Annotated in this window: 21 protein-coding genes; 13 read left to right on the forward strand and 8 right to left on the reverse strand. The window is 66.8% G+C overall.

What is annotated here, in order from left to right; all coding sequences use genetic code 11:
* The first annotated feature begins 453 nt into the window (after positions 1-453).
* The gene (locus E3T28_RS15745; protein WP_134433057.1) at positions 454-1,017 is read left to right on the forward strand and encodes a hypothetical protein; all 564 of its coding nucleotides are present in this window, start codon (positions 454-456) and stop codon (positions 1,015-1,017) included.
* 728 nt (positions 1,018-1,745) lie between these two features.
* Here E3T28_RS15745 and ychF read toward each other — a convergent pair.
* Complete coding sequence (gene ychF / locus E3T28_RS15750) at positions 1,746-2,819, reverse strand: redox-regulated ATPase YchF (RefSeq protein WP_134433059.1); 1,074 nt, start codon at positions 2,817-2,819, stop codon at positions 1,746-1,748.
* A 98-nt stretch (positions 2,820-2,917) separates the two neighbouring features.
* On the opposite strand from ychF, the gene E3T28_RS15755 reads away from it, so the two are divergent.
* Both E3T28_RS15755 and E3T28_RS15760 read left to right on the forward strand, forming a co-directional pair.
* Positions 2,918-3,535, forward strand: coding sequence for an exonuclease domain-containing protein (locus E3T28_RS15755; protein WP_134433061.1), 618 nt, complete (start codon positions 2,918-2,920; stop codon positions 3,533-3,535).
* A 67-nt stretch (positions 3,536-3,602) separates the two neighbouring features.
* Entirely contained in the window at positions 3,603-5,000 is a 1,398-nt protein-coding gene (locus tag E3T28_RS15760) for a DNA recombination protein RmuC (protein ID WP_134433064.1), read from the forward strand.
* Positions 5,001-5,117: 117 nt separating this feature from the next.
* Here E3T28_RS15760 and glpX read toward each other — a convergent pair whose 3' ends face one another.
* Entirely contained in the window at positions 5,118-6,050 is a 933-nt protein-coding gene (gene glpX, locus E3T28_RS15765) for a class II fructose-bisphosphatase (RefSeq protein ID WP_241979395.1), read from the reverse strand.
* Positions 6,051-6,295: 245 nt separating this feature from the next.
* Here glpX and fbaA point away from each other — a divergent pair, with 245 nt between their 5' ends.
* A complete protein-coding gene (gene fbaA / locus E3T28_RS15770) occupies positions 6,296-7,321 on the forward strand; it encodes a class II fructose-bisphosphate aldolase (RefSeq protein WP_134433068.1) in 1,026 nt (341 codons plus the stop codon).
* A gap of 12 nt (positions 7,322-7,333) precedes the next feature.
* Positions 7,334-7,903, forward strand: a complete 570-nt coding sequence (locus tag E3T28_RS15775) for a DUF6264 family protein (RefSeq protein WP_134433070.1) — start codon at positions 7,334-7,336, stop codon at positions 7,901-7,903.
* A gap of 102 nt (positions 7,904-8,005) precedes the next feature.
* On the opposite strand, the gene E3T28_RS15780 is transcribed toward E3T28_RS15775, so the two are convergent.
* A complete protein-coding gene (locus E3T28_RS15780) occupies positions 8,006-9,040 on the reverse strand; it encodes a 4-hydroxy-3-methylbut-2-enyl diphosphate reductase (protein ID WP_134433102.1) in 1,035 nt (344 codons plus the stop codon).
* A gap of 88 nt (positions 9,041-9,128) precedes the next feature.
* On the opposite strand from E3T28_RS15780, the gene xseA reads away from it, so the two are divergent.
* The 5 genes from xseA (at position 9,129) to E3T28_RS15805 (ending at position 13,413) form a co-directional block, all read left to right on the forward strand.
* Positions 9,129-10,361, forward strand: a complete 1,233-nt coding sequence (xseA, locus tag E3T28_RS15785) for an exodeoxyribonuclease VII large subunit (RefSeq protein ID WP_134433072.1) — start codon at positions 9,129-9,131, stop codon at positions 10,359-10,361.
* Between the two features lie 8 nt (positions 10,362-10,369).
* Complete coding sequence (locus E3T28_RS15790; protein ID WP_134368860.1) at positions 10,370-10,612, forward strand: exodeoxyribonuclease VII small subunit; 243 nt, start codon at positions 10,370-10,372, stop codon at positions 10,610-10,612.
* On the forward strand, positions 10,609-11,268 hold the full coding sequence (locus tag E3T28_RS15795; RefSeq protein WP_134433074.1) for a DUF4245 domain-containing protein: 660 nt from the start codon (positions 10,609-10,611) through the stop codon (positions 11,266-11,268). The genes E3T28_RS15790 and E3T28_RS15795 overlap by 4 nt, the downstream gene beginning before the upstream one ends.
* A complete protein-coding gene (locus E3T28_RS15800; RefSeq protein WP_134433076.1) occupies positions 11,268-11,909 on the forward strand; it encodes a carbonic anhydrase in 642 nt (213 codons plus the stop codon). The genes E3T28_RS15795 and E3T28_RS15800 overlap by 1 nt, the downstream gene beginning before the upstream one ends.
* 97 nt (positions 11,910-12,006) lie before the next feature.
* Positions 12,007-13,413, forward strand: coding sequence for a class II fumarate hydratase (locus E3T28_RS15805; RefSeq protein ID WP_134433078.1), 1,407 nt, complete (start codon positions 12,007-12,009; stop codon positions 13,411-13,413).
* 101 nt (positions 13,414-13,514) lie between these two features.
* On the opposite strand, the gene E3T28_RS15810 is transcribed toward E3T28_RS15805, so the two are convergent.
* The 3 genes from E3T28_RS15810 to E3T28_RS15820 all read right to left on the reverse strand — a co-directional run bounded on the left by E3T28_RS15810 (position 13,515) and on the right by E3T28_RS15820 (position 16,966).
* Positions 13,515-14,813, reverse strand: coding sequence for a PhoH family protein (locus E3T28_RS15810; RefSeq protein WP_134433104.1), 1,299 nt, complete (start codon positions 14,811-14,813; stop codon positions 13,515-13,517).
* 236 nt (positions 14,814-15,049) lie between these two features.
* On the reverse strand, positions 15,050-16,171 hold the full coding sequence (locus E3T28_RS15815; RefSeq protein ID WP_134433080.1) for an aminotransferase class V-fold PLP-dependent enzyme: 1,122 nt from the start codon (positions 16,169-16,171) through the stop codon (positions 15,050-15,052).
* Between the two features lie 9 nt (positions 16,172-16,180).
* Complete coding sequence (locus E3T28_RS15820; RefSeq protein WP_134433082.1) at positions 16,181-16,966, reverse strand: isoprenyl transferase; 786 nt, start codon at positions 16,964-16,966, stop codon at positions 16,181-16,183.
* 70 nt (positions 16,967-17,036) lie between these two features.
* On the opposite strand from E3T28_RS15820, the gene trhA reads away from it, so the two are divergent.
* Positions 17,037-17,738 (forward strand): PAQR family membrane homeostasis protein TrhA, encoded by a 702-nt coding sequence (trhA, locus tag E3T28_RS15825; protein WP_134433084.1) that lies wholly within the window; start codon positions 17,037-17,039, stop codon positions 17,736-17,738.
* A gap of 24 nt (positions 17,739-17,762) precedes the next feature.
* On the opposite strand, the gene E3T28_RS15830 is transcribed toward trhA, so the two are convergent.
* Complete coding sequence (locus tag E3T28_RS15830; RefSeq protein ID WP_134433086.1) at positions 17,763-18,023, reverse strand: hypothetical protein; 261 nt, start codon at positions 18,021-18,023, stop codon at positions 17,763-17,765.
* A complete protein-coding gene (mca, locus tag E3T28_RS15835) occupies positions 18,020-18,883 on the reverse strand; it encodes a mycothiol conjugate amidase Mca (RefSeq protein ID WP_174776787.1) in 864 nt (287 codons plus the stop codon). The genes E3T28_RS15830 and mca overlap by 4 nt, the downstream gene beginning before the upstream one ends.
* 70 nt (positions 18,884-18,953) lie before the next feature.
* On the opposite strand from mca, the gene E3T28_RS15840 reads away from it, so the two are divergent.
* Both E3T28_RS15840 and greA read left to right on the forward strand, forming a co-directional pair.
* Complete coding sequence (locus E3T28_RS15840) at positions 18,954-19,355, forward strand: DUF4307 domain-containing protein (RefSeq protein ID WP_134433088.1); 402 nt, start codon at positions 18,954-18,956, stop codon at positions 19,353-19,355.
* A gap of 106 nt (positions 19,356-19,461) precedes the next feature.
* Entirely contained in the window at positions 19,462-19,953 is a 492-nt protein-coding gene (greA, locus tag E3T28_RS15845; RefSeq protein WP_134433090.1) for a transcription elongation factor GreA, read from the forward strand.
* Positions 19,954-20,224: the final 271 nt, after the last annotated feature.

Here is a 20,224-nt window from a genome sequence, read left to right on the forward strand (position 1 = left end):
ACGAGATCAGGGTAGTTGTTGCCGGAACGGACAACTGCTGCCGGTGCGCCAGCCACAATTGTCCGAAACAGGAACAGTTGCAGCCGGGACTACGAGCTAGACGTTGAAGCGGAACTCGACCACGTTCCGTAGCCGAAAAACCTGACAACCGCCGGCCGCGATGTGTCAGCCGACACTGATTGCGTCGTTGGGTTGTTTCTTCCCCACTTCCTCTGGCGGTAGACCCCGATGCCCCAACGGACACCTGTGCCAAGATTTACCCGAAGGCAGTTATCTGCCGATGGCTTTGGGGGAAATATGACTCTTCGCAGTGTGTCGGGTGGGTGCGGCACAGCGCTCATAGCGCTGGTCTTGGTTGTCAGCGTTCTGCTGCTCACCGGGTGTGCGGGTCCATGGAATCCCGTCCGGGGCACCCTGAGTCCGACGGCAACGCCGCCGGCCTCTACTACAGCGGTGCGTTCCCCCGCGCCAGAAGCAGTAACGGATATTTTCGTCAGTGCTACGTCAATCGAGCTCCGCGATGCATCGGGGAAGACTCTGTCCACGTTCGACTATTTCCAGCCCGCAAGCGAGGTGGTCGCCGGGCTGTCCCAGGCTCTGGGAAGCGCGCCGATCCTGGACAATTTCGAGGGCCGCAACGACGTGCCTCCGACGACAAGGTACGAATGGGGCGGCTTCCTCCTCAACGACCCGTTGACGGGAGGGATGCCACCATTCAGTTCAAATACGTGGGTGCGGGTGTCATCCGAGGCTGTGAACGGCGTTCGCATCAGCACAGTCGACGGAATCGCCGTCGGGGACAGTGCAGCAGACCTCGAGGCGCGATATCCCGACACCTCGTTCCGGCACCCGTTGGCAGGCCAGTCTGAACTTCACATCGGCGTTGGGTTTGTGCCGCTCCCACCCTCCGATGACTATGTGGGATCCGAGCTTACGTTTTCAGTCCAGCTCTTCGCTCGCGACCCACTCGGGCCCATCACACAGCTCACGACGCCCTCGCCGAACTGGGGTGCATGAGAGCCCGCGCTTCGAGCAGCAGGGGGCGCTCAACATCAGCAATCGGCGCCGGTGTCAGGACCAGATTCGAGCGCCCTGGGCCGCCAACTCGCGACGCTTTAAGCGCCTGCGCCATGGTGACCGAGTCAAAGTGGGTCTTCGTGCCCGGTGCGCATCGTGCGACGAGTTCCATGTCAGCGGGCTTCCGCTGTCGAAAGCCACGAGCGGCACCGTGCAGAACGGCGGCGGACGCCCTCGCTCACGCACGCCCGGCTCTCCCACCGGGACGTTGCGCTTCTTCAGCAGGCCCTTGGACTCGTACGGTTGCACGATGAGCATCCCCCTGCCGTGCCGCTTTCGTAGACCTCAACTAAGATCGCGTCGATCCGGCGCCCGGTACAGCTGGTGAACCCGGCCCACACCACACTGCTCGAGTGGGCTCCTCACTTTCGAAAACAAGCGAGAGCGTGTCCGCCAGCATGTCCTCGAGCCGGTCGGCTACGGCGCAAACCAGGTTTCTGCCGGACGGTCTCTCCGTGAGAGCGAAAGGCCAGAGCGGACCCCGCGGCTGGATCGACCGAAGTGGATAACGCCCGCGAACGTCGAGGCTCGCAAAATCAATTTGCCGACTTCGACGGATGCGCTCGAGTTCGCCAGGTGTGCCTGTCGAACTCGACCGGAACTGTCGATCTCGCCGATCGCGGCGCTGCGCGGAGACGAGCCTCGCGCTAGGAGCAGCCCGAAACGGGCTAGACGTTGAAGCGGAACTCCACCACGTCGCCGTCCTGCATGATGTACTCCTTGCCCTCAATACGGGCCTTGCCCCTCGAGCGGGCCTCCGCCACGGAGCCGGCCTCCATCAGGTCTTCGAAGGAGAAGATCTCTGCCTTGATGAAGCCCTTCTGGAAGTCGGTGTGGATCACACCGGCCGCCTGCGGGGCGGACCAGCCCTTGTGGATAGTCCACGCACGGCACTCTTTCGGGCCGGCCGTCAGGTAGGTCTGCAGGCCGAGGGTGTCGAAGCCGATGCGGGCGAGCTGGTCGAGCCCGCTCTCGGCCTGGCCAGTCGAGGCCAGCATCTCGGCGGCGTCCTCCGCGTCGAGTTCGCTGAGCTCAGATTCGAGCTTCGCGTCGAGGAACACGGCGTTGGCCGGGGCCACCAGCGCGGCCAGGGCGGCGAGCTTCTCGGCATCCTGCAACACTGCCTCGTCCACGTTGAAGACGTAGATGAACGGCTTCGCGGTGAGCAGCCCGAGTTCCTGGATCGGCTCGATGTCGAGCGTCGCCGACGATAGGGGCTGGCCGGCGTCGAGGATGGCCTGCGCCTTGAGCGCGGTCTCGAGCACGATGGGGGGCAGCTTGCGCCCCTTGACCTCTTTCTCAAACCGCAGCACGGCCTTTTCGAGGGTCTGCAGGTCGGCGAGGATGAGCTCGGTGTTGATGGTCTCCATGTCGCCGGCCGGGTTCACGGCCCCGTCGACGTGCACCACGTCGGGGTCGGCGAACCCGCGGATGACCTGCGCGATGGCGTCGGCCTCACGGATGTTGGCGAGGAACTTGTTGCCGAGCCCCTCCCCCTCGCTGGCGCCGCGCACGATACCGGCGATGTCGACGAAGGACACCGGGGCCGGCAGCAGGGTCTTGCTGTCGTAGATGGTGGCCAGCTCAGCGAGCCGGAAGTCCGGCAGGTTGACGATGCCGACATTGGGTTCGATGGTGGCGAACGGATAGTTCGCCGCGAGCACATTGTTCTTGGTCAACGCGTTGAAGAGGGTGGACTTGCCGACATTGGGCAGTCCGACGATTGCAATAGTAAGAGCCACGGGAGTCAAGCGTACCGCCTGCGACCAGGGGCGCGGTCGGCCCTGGTCCGGTCGGCCCACGGGGACGCGGCGTCGGCGGCCCGTGACAGGATGAAGCGGTGCCAGTCAACTTCACCGCCATCGACTTCGAGACCGCCAACTCCTCCAGCGCTTCGGCGTGCTCGGTGGGGCTGGTGAAGGTTCGAGACGGCAAGGTGGTCGACAAGGTCGCCTGGTTCATCAAGCCGGCCGTCGGGCACGACATGTTCCTGGCCTGGAACATCAAGATCCACGGCATCCGGCCGACGGATGTCGCGGGTGCGGCCACCTGGTCCGAGCAGCTTCCCGACCTTGTCGCCTTCGCCGGCGACGACCACCTTGTGGCCCATAACGCCGGGTTCGACCTGGGTGTCATCAAGACGTCCTCCACGGTCGCCGGGCTCGTCGTGCCCGACTTCACCTACGTCTGCAGCCTGCAGGTGGCCCGCCGCACCTACCACCTCGACTCCTACCGGCTCCCGGTGGCCGCGATGGCCGCCGGGTTCGAGGGTTTTGCCCATCACGACGCCCTGGCCGACGCGGAGGCCTGTGCGGCCATCATGATCCACGCGGCCCATCGGCACGGGGCCGGCACCATCGAGGAGCTGGCGCAGATCACCGGTGTGAAGATCGGCGCCATCGGTCCGGTCGCCACGATGGAGAAGTCCGCCACGCACGGGCCGATGGCGCTCAACTAGGCACCCTCCGGGCACCCGACCCGGCGCCGCCTCGGGCGATGTCGGTCGCCACTGACAGAGTGGAACCATGGATTCCTGGTTCAGTCTTCTTCTCGGCCTTGTCGTCGGCGCCCTGCTCGGCACCCTGCTCACGGTGGTCTTTACGGCGCGTGCCGCGGAGCGTCGCAGGAAGGGGGTGTCCGGCGCCGACGACCCGCTCGTGACCGAGGCCCGCCACCAGGTGGTGCTGGCCGAGGTGCGCGCCCGGGAGGCCGGCATCCAGTCCATCCTGCGCGAAGAGCTGGCCTCGGTGCAGGCCACCGTCGACGCCCTGCGCGATCAGGTCGTCGATGCGGGACGGCAGTACCGTGAGCTGAGCGATCGACAGCGCGACGACCAGGAGGCGCGCACCGAACAGCAGAAGCAGGAGAGCAAGGTGCTGCAGGCCCTCGCCCCGGTCAAGGAGAGCCTGCAGGACATGCAGCAGAAAGTCGCCGAGCTGGAGGCCCAGCGCAGCCTGCAACACGGCCAGCTGAGCCAGCAGCTGCGGTCGGCGACCGAATCGGAGGAACGTCTGCGGAGCACCGCCGAGTCGCTTGCGTCGGCCCTGCGCGCCAACAACACGCGCGGTGTTTGGGGCGAGACCCAGCTTCGCAGCGTGGTCGAGGCCGCCGGCCTCATCGAGCGGGTCGATTTCGACGTGCAGTCGAGCATCACCTCCGATGCCGGCGCCGGCCGGCCCGACATGGTCGTGCACCTGCCCGGCGGCAAGAACATCGCCGTCGACGCGAAGGTGCCGTTCACGGCGTTCCTGGAAGCCAGCCAGATCCCGGTCACCGCCACCGGAGAGTTGGGCGCCCAGCGGGCCACCTACCTGAAGGCGCACGTCAAGGCCGTGCGCGACCACATCACCACGCTCGGCGGCAAGGCCTACTGGCAGGGCCTGGAGGCGTCCCCGGAGATTGTGATCGCCTTCATCCCGAGCGAGTCTCTGGTGTCCTCTGCGCTGGAGGCCGACCCCTCGATCATGGAGTTCGCGTTCTCCAAGCGGGTGGCCCTGGCCTCCCCGGTGACCTTGTGGTCGGTGCTCAAGACGGTGGCCTTCACCTGGCAGCAAGACGTGCTCACGCATGACGCCAAGGTCCTGTTCGACCTCAGCCGGGAACTCTACGGGCGCCTGGCCACCACGGCCACGCACATCGAGAAACTGGGGCGGTCGATCGAGCGCACGGTGAAGGACTACAACGGCTTCGTCGGTTCGATGGAACGCCAGGTGTTGCCCACCGCGCGCAAGCTCAACGCTCTCGACGAGTCGAAGGTGCTCGCTCCGCTGGTCGGCGTCGAAGACGCCCCGCGGGAACTGGCCGCCTGGGAGTTCGTGTCGGCACTGGAGACCGCGGCACTGGAGACCGCCGCACTGGAAACCGCAGCCCGCGAAGCCGCGTCGCTGCCTGACCGATTAACCGATGCCGAGAGTCGCCTTTAACGCTGAGAATCGCCGTACGAACGGCGATTCTCAGCGTTTCGAGCGACACTCGGTGAGGACCCGCACGGAGTTTACGGGCCGCGCAGGCCCGAGTGTCAAGCGACTAGAGCCGACGGGTTAGAGCCACTTCGAGGCGAGGTGTTCGCCGATCACGCGACGCGTCGTGCCGGACTTCGCGCGCAGCACGATGCTCTCGGTGCGGATGATCGGGCCCTGGCGGCGCACGCCGTCGACGAGTCCGCCATCCGTCACGCCGGTGGCGACGAAGAAAGTGTTGTCGCCGCTGACCATGTCGTCGAGCTCAAGCAGCTTGTCGACGTCCAGGCCGGCCGCGATGGCGCCCGCGCGCTCGGCCTCGTCCTTCGGGGCGAGGCGCCCCTGCATGTAGCCGCCGATGGCCTTGAGCGCGCAGGCCGTGGTGATGCCCTCGGGGCTGCCACCCTTGCCGACGCACATGTCGATGCGCGTTTCCCAGCGAGCCGCGTTGATGCCGCCGGCGACGTCGCCGTCGCTCATCAGCCGGGTGCCGGCTCCGGCGCTGCGGATGGCGTCGATCAGCTCGGCGTGACGGGGACGGTCAAGCACCGCGATGATCATTTCGCCGACCGGCTTGCCGGTGGCGCGGGAGAGCTCGCGGATATTGTCACCGATCGGCGCGTCAAGGCTGACGACTCCGCGGCCGGCCCCGCCCGTGACGATCTTGTCCATGTAGAACACGGATGACGCGTCGAGCATGGTGCCCCGGGAAGAGACCGCGATCACGGAGAGGGCGTTCTGGCGACCGGCGGCCGTGAGGCTCGTGCCGTCGATCGGGTCGACCGCGATGTCGCAGGCAGGTCCGGTGCCGTTGCCGACGCGTTCACCGTTGAAGAGCATGGGGGCTTCGTCTTTCTCACCCTCGCCGATGACGATGAGTCCGTCGAAGTTAACGGTACCGAGGAAGACGCGCATGGCGTCGACGGCGGCCTTGTCTGCAGCGTTCTTGTCGCCGCGACCGATGAACGGAACCGCGCGAATCGCTGCGGCTTCGGTGGCCCGCACCAATTCCATCGCGAGGTTGCGGTCGGGGTGAGTGAAATTGGGGGCGACTTCGGGGCTGTTCACAGATGGTCCTTCCCGGACGAAGAGTGCTGCAGTGGCAAGGCCCATCTTTGGGCCGGCACCGGTTTCGGTACTGCCTCCTTCAGCCTAGCGCCCGCTCCTCATCGAGGAGGTGGTCGCGTGCGCTGGCACGTGCCGAGAGCCACCTCGGTAGGATGAGAGGACCGAAACGGTTCAATCGAGGAGACTCAACAATGCCCATCGCAACCCCAGACCAGTATGCCGAGATGCTCACCAAGGCCAAGACGAAGGGGTTCGCCTACCCGGCGTTCAACGTTTCGTCCTCTCAGAGCATTAATGCCGTCCTTCAGGGCCTGACCGAAGCCGGCTCCGACGGCATCATCCAGGTCACCACCGGTGGCGCAGACTACTTCGCCGGCCACACGGTCAAGAACCGCGCATCCGGTGCGCTCGCGATGGCGCGCTTCGTGCAGTCCGTCGCCGACAATTACCCCATTACCGTTGCACTCCACACGGACCACTGCCCCAAGGGCGCGCTCGAGGACTTCGTCCTTCCGCTCATCTCCGCCTCCGAAGAAGAGGTGAAGGCCGGCCGCAACCCGATCTTCCAGTCGCACATGTGGGACGGCTCCGCCATCCCGCTGGCCGAGAACCTGGAAATCGCCAAGGACATCCTGAAGCGCACCCAGGCGATCAACGCCATCCTCGAGGTCGAGATCGGCGCCGTCGGCGGCGAAGAAGACGGCGTCGAGGGCGACATCAACGAGAACCTGTACACGACTCTCGACGACGCCCTCTCGATGATCGACTCCCTCGGCATGGGCGAGAACGGCCGATACATGGCTGCCCTCACCTTCGGCAATGTGCACGGCGTCTACAAGCCCGGCAACGTCAAGCTGCGCCCGGAGCTCCTCAAGGAGATCCAGGACGGCGTCGCCGCCAAGCTGGGAACCGGCCCGAAGCCGCTTGACCTGGTCTTCCACGGTGGGTCGGGCTCGACCGACGCCGAGATCGCCGAGGCCGTCGCGAACGGTGTCGTCAAGATGAACATCGACACCGACACCCAGTACGCGTTCACCCGCGCCGTCGCCGGCTACATGCTCAGCAACTACGACAGCGTGCTCAAGGTGGACGGCGAAGTCGGCAACAAGAAGGTCTACGACCCGCGCGCCTGGGGCAAGGTTGCCGAGACGGCCATGGCCGCTCGCGTCGCCGACGCCACCCGCCAGCTCGGCTCCGCCGGCCACTCGAACAGCTAGCAGCGGATGACGATGGCCGAGAATTCTTCGTCGACTCCTTCGGGAACCCCTCCGGAGGATTCCCGGCCGCGTCCGCAGTACGGCGAGCTCGCGCCCGAGGGTTGGAGTTGGACTCCCACCCCGGATGAGCGCACGCTCGCCGCGCCGTCTGTTCCGGCACCGTCCGCGGCCTCGGAGAAGGCCGCGCGCCCGGCCGGAACCGCACCGGCCTGGGACCGGCCGGTGACTCTGAGCCTGCTTGTCCTGGGGCTCCTCTCCACGTTCTTCGCGGTCAGCATGCTGACGATGATGACCGAGTCCATCCAGTTGCTCCACGCCCAGCTGAACCTTGCCGCGTATGAGCCCGATCCCTCCGTGACCGGGCTGGTCGCGGCCGGAATCGTCGGCGTGTCCCTGGTCTGGTTGGCCGCGGCGGCCGGGGCAATCCTGTTACTGGTCCGGGGTAAGCGTGCGTTCTACGCGCCGCTGATCGGCGCGGTGCTGTCCGTGGTGGTGTTCATCGCGTTCACCGCCGCGGTTCTGGCCACCGACCCGACGCTGCTGAACGACCCGAACCTGATGGACGTCTACGGCCAGCTGTAAGCGCTACTTTTCCGCCGGGTCCGGCACAAACGAAGGCCCCCGTCACTCAGATCATCGATTTGAGTGACGGGGGCCTTCGTGGTGACGGCGGCAGGCCGATGCCTAGCTGCTGACCCGCCCACCGAGGCCGCGGGCATCCGCGTTGCCCGCCAGGTCCTTGCGAAGCTCCTTCGGCAGCGAGAACAGCAGGTCCTCCTCGGCCGTCTTGACCTCTTCGACGTCGCCGTAGCCGGCCTCTGCCAGGTCGGCGAGCACTTCATGCACGAGCTCGTCGGGCACGGATGCCCCGCTCGTCACGCCCACGGTGACCACCCCGTCGAGCCACTCCTGCTCGATCTCGCTGGCGAAGTCCACCCGGTAGGCGGCCCGGGCACCGTATTCCAGTGCCACCTCGACCAGACGCACCGAATTGGACGAGTTCGCCGAGCCGACCACGATGACGAGGTCGGAGTCCTGTGCGACCTTCTTGATCGCCACCTGACGGTTCTGGGTCGCATAGCAGATGTCGTCGCTGGGCGGATCCTGCAGATTCGGGAAGCGGGCGCGCAGACGGCGCACGGTTTCCATGGTCTCGTCCACGCTCAGAGTGGTCTGGGACAGCCAGACCACCTTGTCGGGGTCGCGCACCTCGATGGTGTCGGCGTCATCAGGGCTACCGACGAGCGTGGTGTGCTCGGGCGCCTCCCCCGCGGTTCCCTCGACCTCTTCGTGGCCTTCGTGGCCGATCAGCAGAATCTGGAAGTCGTCCCGGGCGAACCGCACGGCCTCGCGGTGCACCTTGGTGACGAGCGGGCAGGTGGCGTCGATGGCGAGCAGGCCGCGGTCCGCCGCGGCGGTGACAACGGCCGGGGACACGCCGTGCGCGCTGAAAACGACGTGCGATCCGGTGGGCACCTCGTCGACTTCCTCGACGAAGATTGCGCCCTTTTTCTCCAATTCGGAGACCACGTGGATGTTGTGCACGATCTGCTTCCGCACATAAACGGGGGCGCCGTACAACTCGAGGGCTTTCTCGACGGCGATCACGGCCCGGTCCACGCCGGCGCAGTAGCCGCGCGGGGCAGCCAGGAGGACCCGTTTGTGTCCGACCACCGGGGTATCCTTGAGCCTGTTGCGTGCGCGGGGAATTCGTGGCATGCCAAGGCCGATCACAGGCGAATCCGTACTGATAGTCACCCGCCCATCTTATGGGCGCCGACTGTGCAGTCCGTGGGAGGAACGATTGATGACGGACGCACCGCCCACCCTGGAGACCCCGTGGCCGGTCGGGCTGCTGGCCAACAAGATCCGCGGCTATATCGAGCGCCTCGGCACGGCCTGGGTCGAGGGTGAGATCACCCAGTGGGGAGCCAGCGGCGGCAACGTCTACGGCAAGCTGAAGGACCTCACCGAAGACGCAACGGTCAGCTTCACGATCTGGTCCTCGGTGCGCGCGAAACTGACCAGCGATTTCAAGCAGGGTGACCGGGTCATCGCCCTCGTCAAACCCAACTACTGGGTCAAGGGCGGCACGCTCACCATGCAGGTGTTCGAGATGCGCCACGTCGGCCTCGGCGACATGCTGGAACGGCTCGAGCGGCTGCGCAAGCAGCTGGCAGGCGAGGGTCTGTTCGACGCGTCCCGCAAGAAGCCGTTGCCCTTCCTCCCCCACTGCATCGGGCTGGTCACCGGGAAGGACTCCGACGCCGAGAAGGACGTCATTCGCAACGCTCAACTGCGCTGGCCGGCCGTCAACTTCCACCTGGCTTACGCCGCCGTGCAGGGTGAGCGCATGGTCGGTGAGGTGACCGCGGCCATCGCGCGCCTGGATGCCGATCCTGACGTCGACGTGATCATCGTCGCCCGCGGCGGCGGCGACTTCCAGAACCTGCTCGGCTTCAGCGACGAGAAGCTGATCCGGGCGGTGGCGGCCTGCGTGACCCCGCTGGTCAGCGCCATCGGCCACGAGGCGGACCGCCCGCTGCTCGACGACGTCGCCGACCTGCGCGCATCGACGCCGACGGATGCCGCCAAGCGCGTCGTCCCCGACGTCTCCGACGAACTCAACCGCGTGCAGCAGGCGCGCGCCCGTCTCAGCAACCGGCTGACCGGCATCCTGGCGCACGAGGTCGACCGGATCGGCCAGCTCCGCTCGCGCCCGGTGCTGAGCACCCCCGAGTGGATCATCGATTCCCGATCCGAGGACCTCACCCGTTACGTCGCCCGCGGCGCCGAGTTGGTCGACCGGGTTGTCGAACGGGCGGGATCGGTGATCGTCGAACTGCGCTCCCAACTGCGCGCCCTCTCCCCGCAGGGCACCCTCGATCGCGGCTACGCGATCGTGCAACTGGAGGGCGGCCAGGTGGTTCGCTCGCCCGCACAGGCACCGCCGCAGACGAAACTCCTGATCACGCTCGCCGAGGGTGCCCTGGCGGCCACCGCCGGCGCGGCAACCTCAGACCCGACACCGTCGAATTAGAAATTAGGATGGACACCATGACCTCGGCAGCAGACGAAATCAACGCCCTGAGCTACGAACAGGCCCGGGATGAGCTCGTGCGCGTGGTGAACGCCCTCGAGCAGGGAGCCTCGTCGTTGGAGGAGTCGCTTGCGTTGTGGGAACGCGGTGAGGCACTCGCCCGCCGCTGCGAAGAGTGGCTGATCGGCGCGAAAGCCAGGCTGGACGCCGCCAGGGCAGGCCAGGTCGACTCCGCCGCGACAGCCGGATGAGCGCCGCCAAGCGAAAGCCCCGCATCGTCGCCGAACTGGGGCGCCCGGAGACGCCGGACGAAACCCGCACCCGGCTGGCCGAGAATTCGCGCAAGTACCGCTCCCACAAGACCGTGAACAACCTGGTCCTGTCGCTGCTGGCCACCCTCGGCACGGTGCTCGTGCTCGTCCTGCTGGTGCCGCGCAGTGACGCCCCGCAGAACCGTGACATCGATTTCCAATCCGTGGCCGCGCAGGTGCAGCCCGGCCTCACCGATCCGCTGCTGGTTCCGGAGTTGCCGACCGGGTGGACGGCGAACGCCGCGCAATGGCGACTGGGCGGAAGCGACAAGATCCCGTCCTGGTACATCGGCCTGATCACGGCGAAGACCGAGTTCATCGGCCTCACCCAGGCCCTCGGCGCCAACCCGAGCTGGCTCGCCGACGAGTTGCAGGATGCCCCGGTCGCCGGCACCGTCACGATCGGCGGCGTCACCTGGGACGTTTACCGCAACACCGCGCCAGAGGACGACCGCGGCAATTTCGAATCCGCGCTGGTGACCACGGCCGGCGACAGCACCTACCTCCTCGTCGGCACCGCCGACGACGAGGAACTCGCCGTCCTGGCGGAGGTACTCGCCGAACAGATCAGTTCCAACACCACCGGAGAACAATGATGGGCGATGCACCAACACCGGCAGAGGTCTGGACCGACCTGCAGCGCGGCAACGACCGGTTCGTGGGCGGCGAGCCGCAGCATCCGCGTCAGGACGTCGACCGCCGCGCCGAACTCGCCTTCGTGCAGACCCCCGACGCGGCCCTGTTCGGCTGCAGCGACTCCCGGCTGGCCGCCGAGATCATCTTCGACAAGGGCCTCGGCGACCTGTTCGTCGTGCGCAACGCCGGGCAGGTGATCTCCGACTCGGTGCTCGGCTCACTCGAATACGCCGTCGCCGTACTCCGGGTTCCGCTGATCCTCGTGCTCGGCCACGACGGCTGCGGGGCAGTGCGCGCCGCCATCGATTCCCAGGGCGCCGAGGCGCAGCCGCTGCCCGTGCACATTGCCCGGATCATCGAGAAGATCGTGCCGGCCGTTCGCCGGGTGGCCGGGTCGACGGATGCGACGCCCATCGATCCCGAGCAAATCGACGCCCTCGCCGTCGGCCGAGAACACCTCCGCGACACGGTGTCCGAACTGCTCGAGCGCTCCGAGATGATCAGCGCGGCCGTGGCAGAAGGTACATTGGCTATCGTCGGGGCGAACTACCGACTGCTCGAGGGCCGTGCCGTGCCTGACATCGTTGTCGGCGTGGTCTAGCCGTTCAGCCCGTCCACGGCGCGCCCATCGGGCCGTCGCCGCGCGTTCCCGTACCGAAGAGATTCCCAACCGAAAGGTAATACACACCGTGGTGGACATGACCGCTGAAGCCGAGTACCGGATCGAACATGACACGATGGGCGAGGTCCGGGTTCCGATCGCCGCCCTCTACGGGGCGCAGACGCAGCGGGCCGTCGAGAATTTCCCGATCTCAGGCTCCGTGCTGGAGCCCGCCCAGATCGCCGCGCTCGCCCGGATCAAGAAGTCCGCGGCCCTGGCGAACGCGAAGCTCGGGGTGCTCGACGTCGACATCGCCAACGCGATCGCCGCCGCGGCCGACGAGGTCACCACCGGCCGCTACGACTCCGAGTTCCCGATCGACGTCTACCAGACGGGCAGCGGAACCTCCTCGAATATGAACATGAACGAGGTCCTCGCGACCCTGGCGACCCGGAGCCTCGGCCGCCCGGTGCACCCGAACGACCATGTGAACGCGTCCCAGTCTTCCAACGACGTGTTCCCGACATCCGTGCACCTCGCCGTCACGAGCGCCCTCATCGACGAGCTCATCCCGGCGCTCGACCACCTGTCGGTCGCGCTCGAGGCCAAGGCCGAGCTGTGGGCCGGCGCCGTCAAGGCCGGCCGCACCCACCTGATGGATGCCACCCCGGTCACCCTCGGCCAGGAGTTCGGCGGCTACGCGCGGCAGATGCGCCTCGGCATCGAGCGCGTACGCACCGCGCTCCCCCGCGTCGCGGAAGTCCCCCTCGGCGGCACCGCGGTCGGCACCGGAATCAACACGCCCGCCGGATTCCCTCAGCTCGTGATCGAGCTGCTCGTCGAGGAAACCGAACTCCCGGTCACGGAGGCGCGCGACCACTTCGAGGCGCAGGCCAACCGGGACGGCCTGGTTGACGCATCCGGTGCCCTCCGCACCATAGCGGTCAGCCTGACCAAGATCTGCAACGACCTGCGCTGGATGGGCTCGGGCCCCAACACGGGCTTCGGCGAACTGAACATCCCCGACCTGCAGCCCGGCTCCTCGATCATGCCGGGCAAGGTGAACCCGGTGATCCCGGAGGCCGTGCTGATGGTCTGCTCGCGGGTGATCGGCAACGACGCCACCATCGCCTGGTCGGGCGCATCGGGCTCGTTCGAGCTCAACGTCGCCATCCCGGTGATGGGCACCGCCCTACTCGAGTCGATCCGACTGCTCTCGAACGCGACCCGCGTGCTCGCTGACAAAACCGTCGACGGCCTCACCGCGAACGTCGAGCGCGCCCGCGCGCTAGCCGAATCCTCCCCCGCCATCGTCACCCCGCTGAACCGGGTCATCGGGTACGAGGCCGCCGCCAAGGTGGCCAAGTACTCGGTTGCCGAGGGTGTGACCGTGCGCGAGTCCGTCATCGCACTCGGTTTCGTCGAACGCGGCGAGGTCACTCTCGAGCTGCTCGACACCGCCCTCGACGTGCTGAGCATGACCCGCCCGCCCCAGGCGAAGTAGCCTGCTCCCTGCGCCGTTCCGGTCGAGAGTGCCCGTTCCGCTGGTCACTTTCGACCGGAACGGGCACTCTCGGGTGGCAGCCCAGGCGTATCCGGCTCGGGCTAGCGCACCTCGTTGCCCTCGAGCATCTCGGTGACGAGGGCGGCGATCGCGCTCCGCTCCGAGCGGGTGAGCGTCATGTGGGCGAAGAGCGGATGTCCCTTGAGCGTTTCGATCACCGACGCGACCCCGTCGAAACGGCCGACCCGCAGGTTGTCCCGCTGCGCCACATCGTGGGTCAGGACCACGCGCGAATTCTGGCCGATCCGGCTGAGCACCGTGAGCAGCACATTGCGTTCGAGCGACTGGGCCTCGTCCACGATCACGAAGGCGTCGTGCAGCGACCGGCCGCGGATGTGAGTGAGCGGCAGGACCTCGAGGATGCCGCGCTCGATGACCTCCTCCAGAACGTTCTCGGAGACGATGGCCCCGAGCGTGTCGAAGACCGCCTGGGCCCACGGGCTCATCTTCTCCGCGGCGTCGCCGGGAAGGTAGCCCAGTTCCTGGCCGCCGACCGCGTAGAGCGGACGGAAGACCATGATCTTGCGGTGCTGCTGCCGTTCCAGCACGGCCTCGAGACCGGCGCAGAGGGCGAGTGCCGACTTGCCCGTCCCGGCCCGACCACCCAGCGACAGAATGCCGATCTCCGGGTCGAGAAGCAGGTCGATCGCGAGCCGCTGCTCCGCCGAGCGGCCCTTCAGGCCGAAGACGTCGCGGTCACCGCGCACGAGCTTCATTGCACCGTTTCCCGTCACCCGGCCGAGGGCCGAGCCTCTGTCGGAGTGGATGACCAGGCCCGTGTTCACGGGCATGTCCTGCACGAGCCGCGTGTGCACGATCTCCTTGTCGTAGAGCTCGTCGATCAGATTGGACCCCAGGGTGATCTCGTCCATGCCGGTCCAGCCGGAGTCCACGGCGAGTTCGTGGCGGTACTCCTCCGCGGTGAGGCCGAGGGAGGCGGCTTTGACCCGCAGGGGCAGGTCCTTGGAGACGACGGTCACGTTCAGGCCGTCGTTGGCGAGGTTGAGGGCAACGGCGAGGATGCGGGAGTCGTTGTCGCCAAGTTGCAGGCCGGAGGGCAGCACCGACATATTCGAGTGGTTGAGCTCGACCCGGAGGCTGCCGCCGTCGCCGACCGGGATCGGGAAGTCCAGCCGTTCGTGCTTCACCCGCAGCTCGTCGAGGAGCCGCAGTGCCTGGCGGGCGAAGTACCCGATCTCCGGGTCGTTGCGCTTGGCCTCGAGTTCCGCGATCACCACGACGGGGAGCACGACGGCGTGCTCGGCGAATCGGAAGATCGCCTTGGGATCAGAGAGCAGAACGGAGGTGTCCAGAACGTACGTGCACTCGGCCTGCCCCATCGCCGACGTGCTCCGGTTCGAACCCTTGTTGTCGAGCTGATTAGCGGTCACAACCACTCCCACCCCGTGCCCCGTGAGGCACAGATTGTGTTGGCGAGCGGCCACAGGGTTCTCGAGCCGTACTTATGTGGCCGTCTCGATCAGGCGCCATACCTGATGAGCCTGACGCTACTTACCCACGCGCGCTAAGGGAAGAGCGACACGCCCATTCGAAACAGACGTTCACCAGGCCGTCGTCAGTAGGTCACGGCGGTGGCATACGAGGTGAACGCACCGCGCAGCATGTCGACCGTGTCCGGGCTGAGCGCCGCGTGGGTGCTGAGCCGCACGGTGCCGTTCCGGGTCGTCGCGCTCACCCCATGGTTGTGCAGCGCGATGCGCAACAGCGTGAGCTGGCCCGCCGGCGGTTCGAGCACCAGGATGCCCGCCCGTTCCCGGTCGTCCCGGGAGGAGACCACGGGCACGGCGAACTCGTCGGCCAGGTCGATCAACAGCGACACGTTCACGGCGATCGCGTCTTCGACGGCACGGATGCCGACGTCGGCGACCTCCTCGAGGGCGGCCGCGAACCGAGCCTGGGCGATGGCGTCGCCGTTGCTCACCCGGAACGCGTTCGCGCTGCGGCTCGGCGGCAACACCTCGTCCCACGGCTCGGCGACGTCGGTGCCGGCGAAACCGGAGAACACGGGGACAAGTCTTTCGACCGCCCGGTCGCTGAGAGCGAGGAACCCGGTGCCCCAGCCGGCCCTGACCCATTTCTGCCCGCCCGACGCGACGACGTCCGCGACCTCGTAGGGGACATCCACCGCACCGAAGCCCTGGATGGCGTCGACGATGAGCAGGCGGTCGCCGATGACCTGACGGATGCCCTCGAGGTCGACGCGATGACCGGTGCGGGAGTCGACCAGGCAGACCGCCACGGCGGCCGTAGTCGGGGTGAGCTGTTCCCGGATCTGCCCGGGGGTGACCCGGCCGTGGTCGGTCTCCAGCCAGATCGGGGTGACCACCCGCAGCGCCTCCGCCGCGCGCACGGCCGCGAACGGGACCGATGGGAAGTCGCCCGCGGAGAGCAGCACCGCCCCGGTGAGGCCGAACATGGCCTGCATGACGCCGGTCGTGGTGTTCGGCTCGGAGACGATCTGGTCGGGGCGGAAGCCGGTGGCCCGGGCCACCGCGGCGCGCAGCCGTTCGTCCTGCGTCTGGAAGTGGTCCAGGCTGCCGAACCGGGCCCGTGAGAGCACCTCGGTCTGGCCGAGGGTTTCGGCGACCACTCCCGCCGACAACGGACCGATCCGGGCGTAGTCGAGGTATCCGGGATCCGCTATGAACCCGTCGAGGAAGCGGTCGAGGGCCGTCATGGGATGCTCCTACCCGCCGAAACGACGGTGGCGGCGGGCGAAGTCGCGCAGGGCGCGCAGGAAGTCAACCTGGCGGAGGTCGGGCCCGAGCGCCTCCACGAAATAGAACTCACTGTGTGCGCTCTGCCAGAGCATGAAGTCGCTGATGCGCTGCTCCCCCGACGTGCGGATGACCAGGTCCGGGTCGGGCTGCCCGCTGGTGTACAGGTGCGCGCCGATCAGGTCCGGGGTCAGCGTCTCGGCGAGGTCATCGAGCCTGCCGCCGTTCGCGAGATGTGCGCCCACGATGCTCCGCATCGCGTCGGTGATCTCGGTGCGCCCGCCGTAGCCGACGGCGAGGTTGATGTGCAGCCCCTTCTTGCGTGCCGTGCGCGCTTCCGCGGCGTCCAGCGCCGCCACCAGCGGTTCAGGCAACCCGGCCTTGGAGCCGACCTGTTGCACGCGCCAGTCACGGAACCGGGACAGCTCCTCCGCGAGCTTCGCGATAATCTTCGTCAGCTCCGCGAGCTCTCCGCTCGGCCGGTTGGTGAGGTTGTCGGAGGACAGCAAATAGAGCGTGACGACGGAGATACCGAGGTCGTCACACCATTTGAGGAACTCCCGCATCTTGGCGGCGCCGGCGCGATGCCCGTGAGCGGCGGAGTCGAACCCGAGCTGTTTGGCCCAGCGCCGGTTGCCGTCGATGATCATGGCGACGTGGTGCGGGAGCACATCCGGCGTCAGCCCACGACGAAGGCGACGCTGGTAGACCCCGTAGAGGATGCCGCGCGCCCAAGGAACTTCCCGTTTCTGCACACAGTTACGCTAGCCCACTCGAGAGCGTCGTGTACCGCGAGCGGCATGCACGCTGTCGTATTCTTGCTGCATGGCCTCAGCGGATGACATCCCCAACCTGCCGTTGTTCGAGGACGACCTGCCGCCGCAGCTGGACGTCAAGCCCACCTGGAGGGGCTGGATCCACGCGGGCACGTTCCCGGTCACGATTGTGGCCGGGGTTGTACTGCTCCTGGCGGCCGAGGGCAGCGCGGCATTCTGGAGTTCGCTCGTATTCGTGCTCAGCTCTATGCTGCTGTTCGGCAATTCGGCTCTGTACCACCGGTTCGACTGGGGTCCCCGCACGAAGGTCGTCCTCAAGCGGATCGACCACGCCAACATCTTCCTGCTGATCGCGGGCTCCTACACGCCGATCGCCGTGCTGGCCCTGCCGCCCGCGAAGTCCACTCTGCTGCTGTCGCTGGTCTGGGGCGGCGCCATCCTGGGAATCGCCTTCCGGGTGTTCTGGATCCACGCCCCGCGCTGGCTCTACGTTCCGCTGTACCTGGCACTCGGCTGGGGCGCGTTGATGTTCATCATCGACTTCTTCCAGGCGAACGCCGCGATGATGACGCTGATCGTGATCGGCGGGCTCTGCTACTCCGTCGGCGCCGTCATCTACGGCATGAAGCGGCCGAACCCGCTGCCGGGCGTGTTCGGCTTCCACGAGATCTTTCACACCCTGACCGTGGTGGCCTTCCTCTGCCACTGGGCGGCGATCATGATCATCGCGACGACCCCGCTCTACCCGTAGAGCGGGCTGTCCAGCGGTTTCGAGCTAGTCCTTGTCGGCGCCGTCGGCTTCGGCAGCGTCCTGTGCGGCCATCTCCGCCTGGAGACGCTCCTGGATCTCGGCGCGGTACGTGTTGCGGCGCACGCGGCGGGCCATGTCCATAGCCAGCAGCACCGCTCCCACGGCGACCAGGGCGATCGCTACGAAGCCTTCCGGCCCCGGCGTCACGGTGTTCGGGTCGAATTCCGGCGAGGGGGTGGCGGCCAGGACGATGCTCACGAGGGGAGCGAGGATCAGGGCGCTCACGAGTCGTGCCGGATTCCGGCGAAGAGGTCGGCTTCAGGCATCACGGTGTCCACTTTCGATTCGACGAGTTGGAAGTCTTCGTAAGGCCACGCCTCACGGATGAGGTCGTTCGGCCAAAAGAAGAAACTGCTGGTGGGGGCGACCTGGCTCGCGTGCGCCCGCAGCGCCGCGTCCCGCACCTCGAGGAAGTCCCCGACGGGCACGTGGGTCGTGGCCAGCTTCGGGTAGTCCTTCATCCATTCCCGAGCGGCACCGAGCGGCTCCAGCAGGGGCGAATCGGGCTCCGTGATGCTCAGTTCGAGGAACATGGCGTCGACGCGTTCGAGGTTGAAAATCCGGTCGTAGTAGAGCTTGTCGATCTGCCAGGGCTCACCGGCATCCGGGTACCGGGTCGGATCGGCGGCGGCCCGGTAGGCCTCCATCGACACGTCGTGGCAGCGGATGTGGTCGGGATGCGGGTAGCCGCCCTTCTCGTCGTAGGTCACCAGGACCTGCGGACGGAATTCGCGGATCAGCCGCACGACGGGTTCGGCGGAGATGGCCACCGGGATGTCCGCGAAGGAGTTCGGGGGTACCGAACCGTCTTCGTTCATCCCGGAGTCCTCGTAGCCGAGCCACCGGTGCTCCACGCCGAGGACCCGCTGAGCCTCGGCCATCTCCAGTCGGCGCAGTCCCGGGAGATCGCGTTCGGCCAGCGCGTGACCGAGCAGGGCCTCGTTCAGGATGCTTCCCCGTTCGCCGCCCGTGCAGCTCAGAATCAGCACTTCGGCGCCGAGGCTCCGGTAGTGGGCATAGGTCGCAGCACCCTTGCTCGACTCGTCGTCGGGATGGGCGTGCACCGCCAAGAGGCGCAGCGTCATGAAACTCCTCAGAAATGCCAGATAACCTTGACACTAAGACTAATCGTTGATCTATGAGTGTGGAGTCTGAGTGGCCCTGAGCAGCAACCTCGACACACGGTACGGGCGCGCCCCGAACCGTGGCACGAGAGACCGCCGCGTTCTGTTCGTCGCCGCCGGCTCCCTCGCGGCTCTCCTCCTGGGCTTCGTGGTCTGGGTGGGACTGGGGGCGTCCGAGCCTCTGATCGAGACTCGGGACATCCGTCACAGCATCATCGACGCGAACACCGTAAATGTCACCTTCGAGGCGTCCATCCCGGTCGGCCGTACCGCCAGCTGCGCGGTTCAGGCGCTCAACGAGAGCTTCACGGTCGTCGGCTGGAAGGTTCTCGACCTGCCCGCCAGCACCGTGTATTCACGGTCGACGACAACGGATGTGCGCACCACCGAGCAGAGCAACACCGGATTGATTTACCGCTGTTGGCTGACCTAGAATGATGAATTCGCCCTGACGTGATCGTCGGGGCGTCCGTTGTATGGCTGCGGGTTCACCGCACAAGCATCGAACGAGCACGAACAAGCATGAGGAGATTCCACCCATGACTACCGAAACCACGGTCACCTGGCTGACGCAGGAGGCCTACGACCGTCTCGCGGCGGAGTTGGAAACGCTCAGCACCGTCGGGCGCGTCGAGATCGCGAAGAAGATCGAGTCGGCTCGAGAAGAAGGTGACCTCAAGGAGAACTCGGGTTACCACGCGGCCAAGGACGAGCAGGGCAAAATGGAGGCCCGCATCCGCACCCTCGTTCTGCTGCTGCGCAACGCCGAGGTCGGCCATGCACCCCAGAGCAGGGGCGTCGTCGAGCCGGGCACCGTGATCACGGCCACGATCGCCGGCGACGAGACCCGGTTCCTGATCGGCAGCCGCGAGATCGCCGGCGACAGCGACCTCGACGTCTTCAGCGAGCAGAGCCCGCTCGGCACCGCAATCATCGGCCTCTCTGTCGGCGCGAAAACGTCGTACGTGACGCCCACCGGCAAGGAGATCGCCGTCGAGATCTTCCTCGTGGAGACGTGGACCGGCAACTAGCCGTATCCGCTCTCGCTCCCCCGTTCACGATGAGCCCCGCCTGACGGCGAGGCTCATTGTGTCGTTCAAGGACCGCCGGATCTCGTGCACGAGCGTGCCGGAAACACGTCCGGGGCGACCGGCGCCGAACCAATTCGACGGAGATTCTGTCGAAAAGGGTGGTTTTCGGGCGATGTCAAGCTGACTGGAGTCACTTGGGTTAGTTTGTGGCGGTTTCGTCGGCGAGGTGATTGATCCCGACGAGGCTGGCTGGTGCGGGTGTTGTTGGTCG

Origin of the sequence: Cryobacterium sinapicolor (assembly GCF_004403465.1) — a bacterium.
In the GTDB taxonomy this organism is placed as follows: domain Bacteria; phylum Actinomycetota; class Actinomycetes; order Actinomycetales; family Microbacteriaceae; genus Cryobacterium; species Cryobacterium sinapicolor.

Coding starts and splice junctions, on each gene's coding strand:
- E3T28_RS15760 (WP_134433064.1), top strand. CDS start 3,603: ATGGATTCCTGGTTCAGTCTTCTTCTCGGCCTTGTCGTCGGCGCCCTG.
- E3T28_RS15775 (WP_134433070.1), top strand. CDS start 7,334: ATGGCCGAGAATTCTTCGTCGACTCCTTCGGGAACCCCTCCGGAGGAT.
- E3T28_RS15800 (WP_134433076.1), top strand. CDS start 11,268: ATGGGCGATGCACCAACACCGGCAGAGGTCTGGACCGACCTGCAGCGC.
- E3T28_RS15805 (WP_134433078.1), top strand. CDS start 12,007: ATGACCGCTGAAGCCGAGTACCGGATCGAACATGACACGATGGGCGAG.
- fbaA (WP_134433068.1), top strand. CDS start 6,296: ATGCCCATCGCAACCCCAGACCAGTATGCCGAGATGCTCACCAAGGCC.
- E3T28_RS15810 (WP_134433104.1), bottom strand. CDS start 14,813: ATGGGGCAGGCCGAGTGCACGTACGTTCTGGACACCTCCGTTCTGCTC.
- xseA (WP_134433072.1), top strand. CDS start 9,129: ATGACGGACGCACCGCCCACCCTGGAGACCCCGTGGCCGGTCGGGCTG.
- E3T28_RS15795 (WP_134433074.1), top strand. CDS start 10,609: ATGAGCGCCGCCAAGCGAAAGCCCCGCATCGTCGCCGAACTGGGGCGC.
- mca (WP_174776787.1), bottom strand. CDS start 18,883: ATGACGCTGCGCCTCTTGGCGGTGCACGCCCATCCCGACGACGAGTCG.
- E3T28_RS15815 (WP_134433080.1), bottom strand. CDS start 16,171: ATGACGGCCCTCGACCGCTTCCTCGACGGGTTCATAGCGGATCCCGGA.
- greA (WP_134433090.1), top strand. CDS start 19,462: ATGACTACCGAAACCACGGTCACCTGGCTGACGCAGGAGGCCTACGAC.
- E3T28_RS15790 (WP_134368860.1), top strand. CDS start 10,370: ATGGACACCATGACCTCGGCAGCAGACGAAATCAACGCCCTGAGCTAC.
- trhA (WP_134433084.1), top strand. CDS start 17,037: ATGGCCTCAGCGGATGACATCCCCAACCTGCCGTTGTTCGAGGACGAC.
- glpX (WP_241979395.1), bottom strand. CDS start 6,050: ATGGAATTGGTGCGGGCCACCGAAGCCGCAGCGATTCGCGCGGTTCCG.
- E3T28_RS15780 (WP_134433102.1), bottom strand. CDS start 9,040: ATGCCACGAATTCCCCGCGCACGCAACAGGCTCAAGGATACCCCGGTG.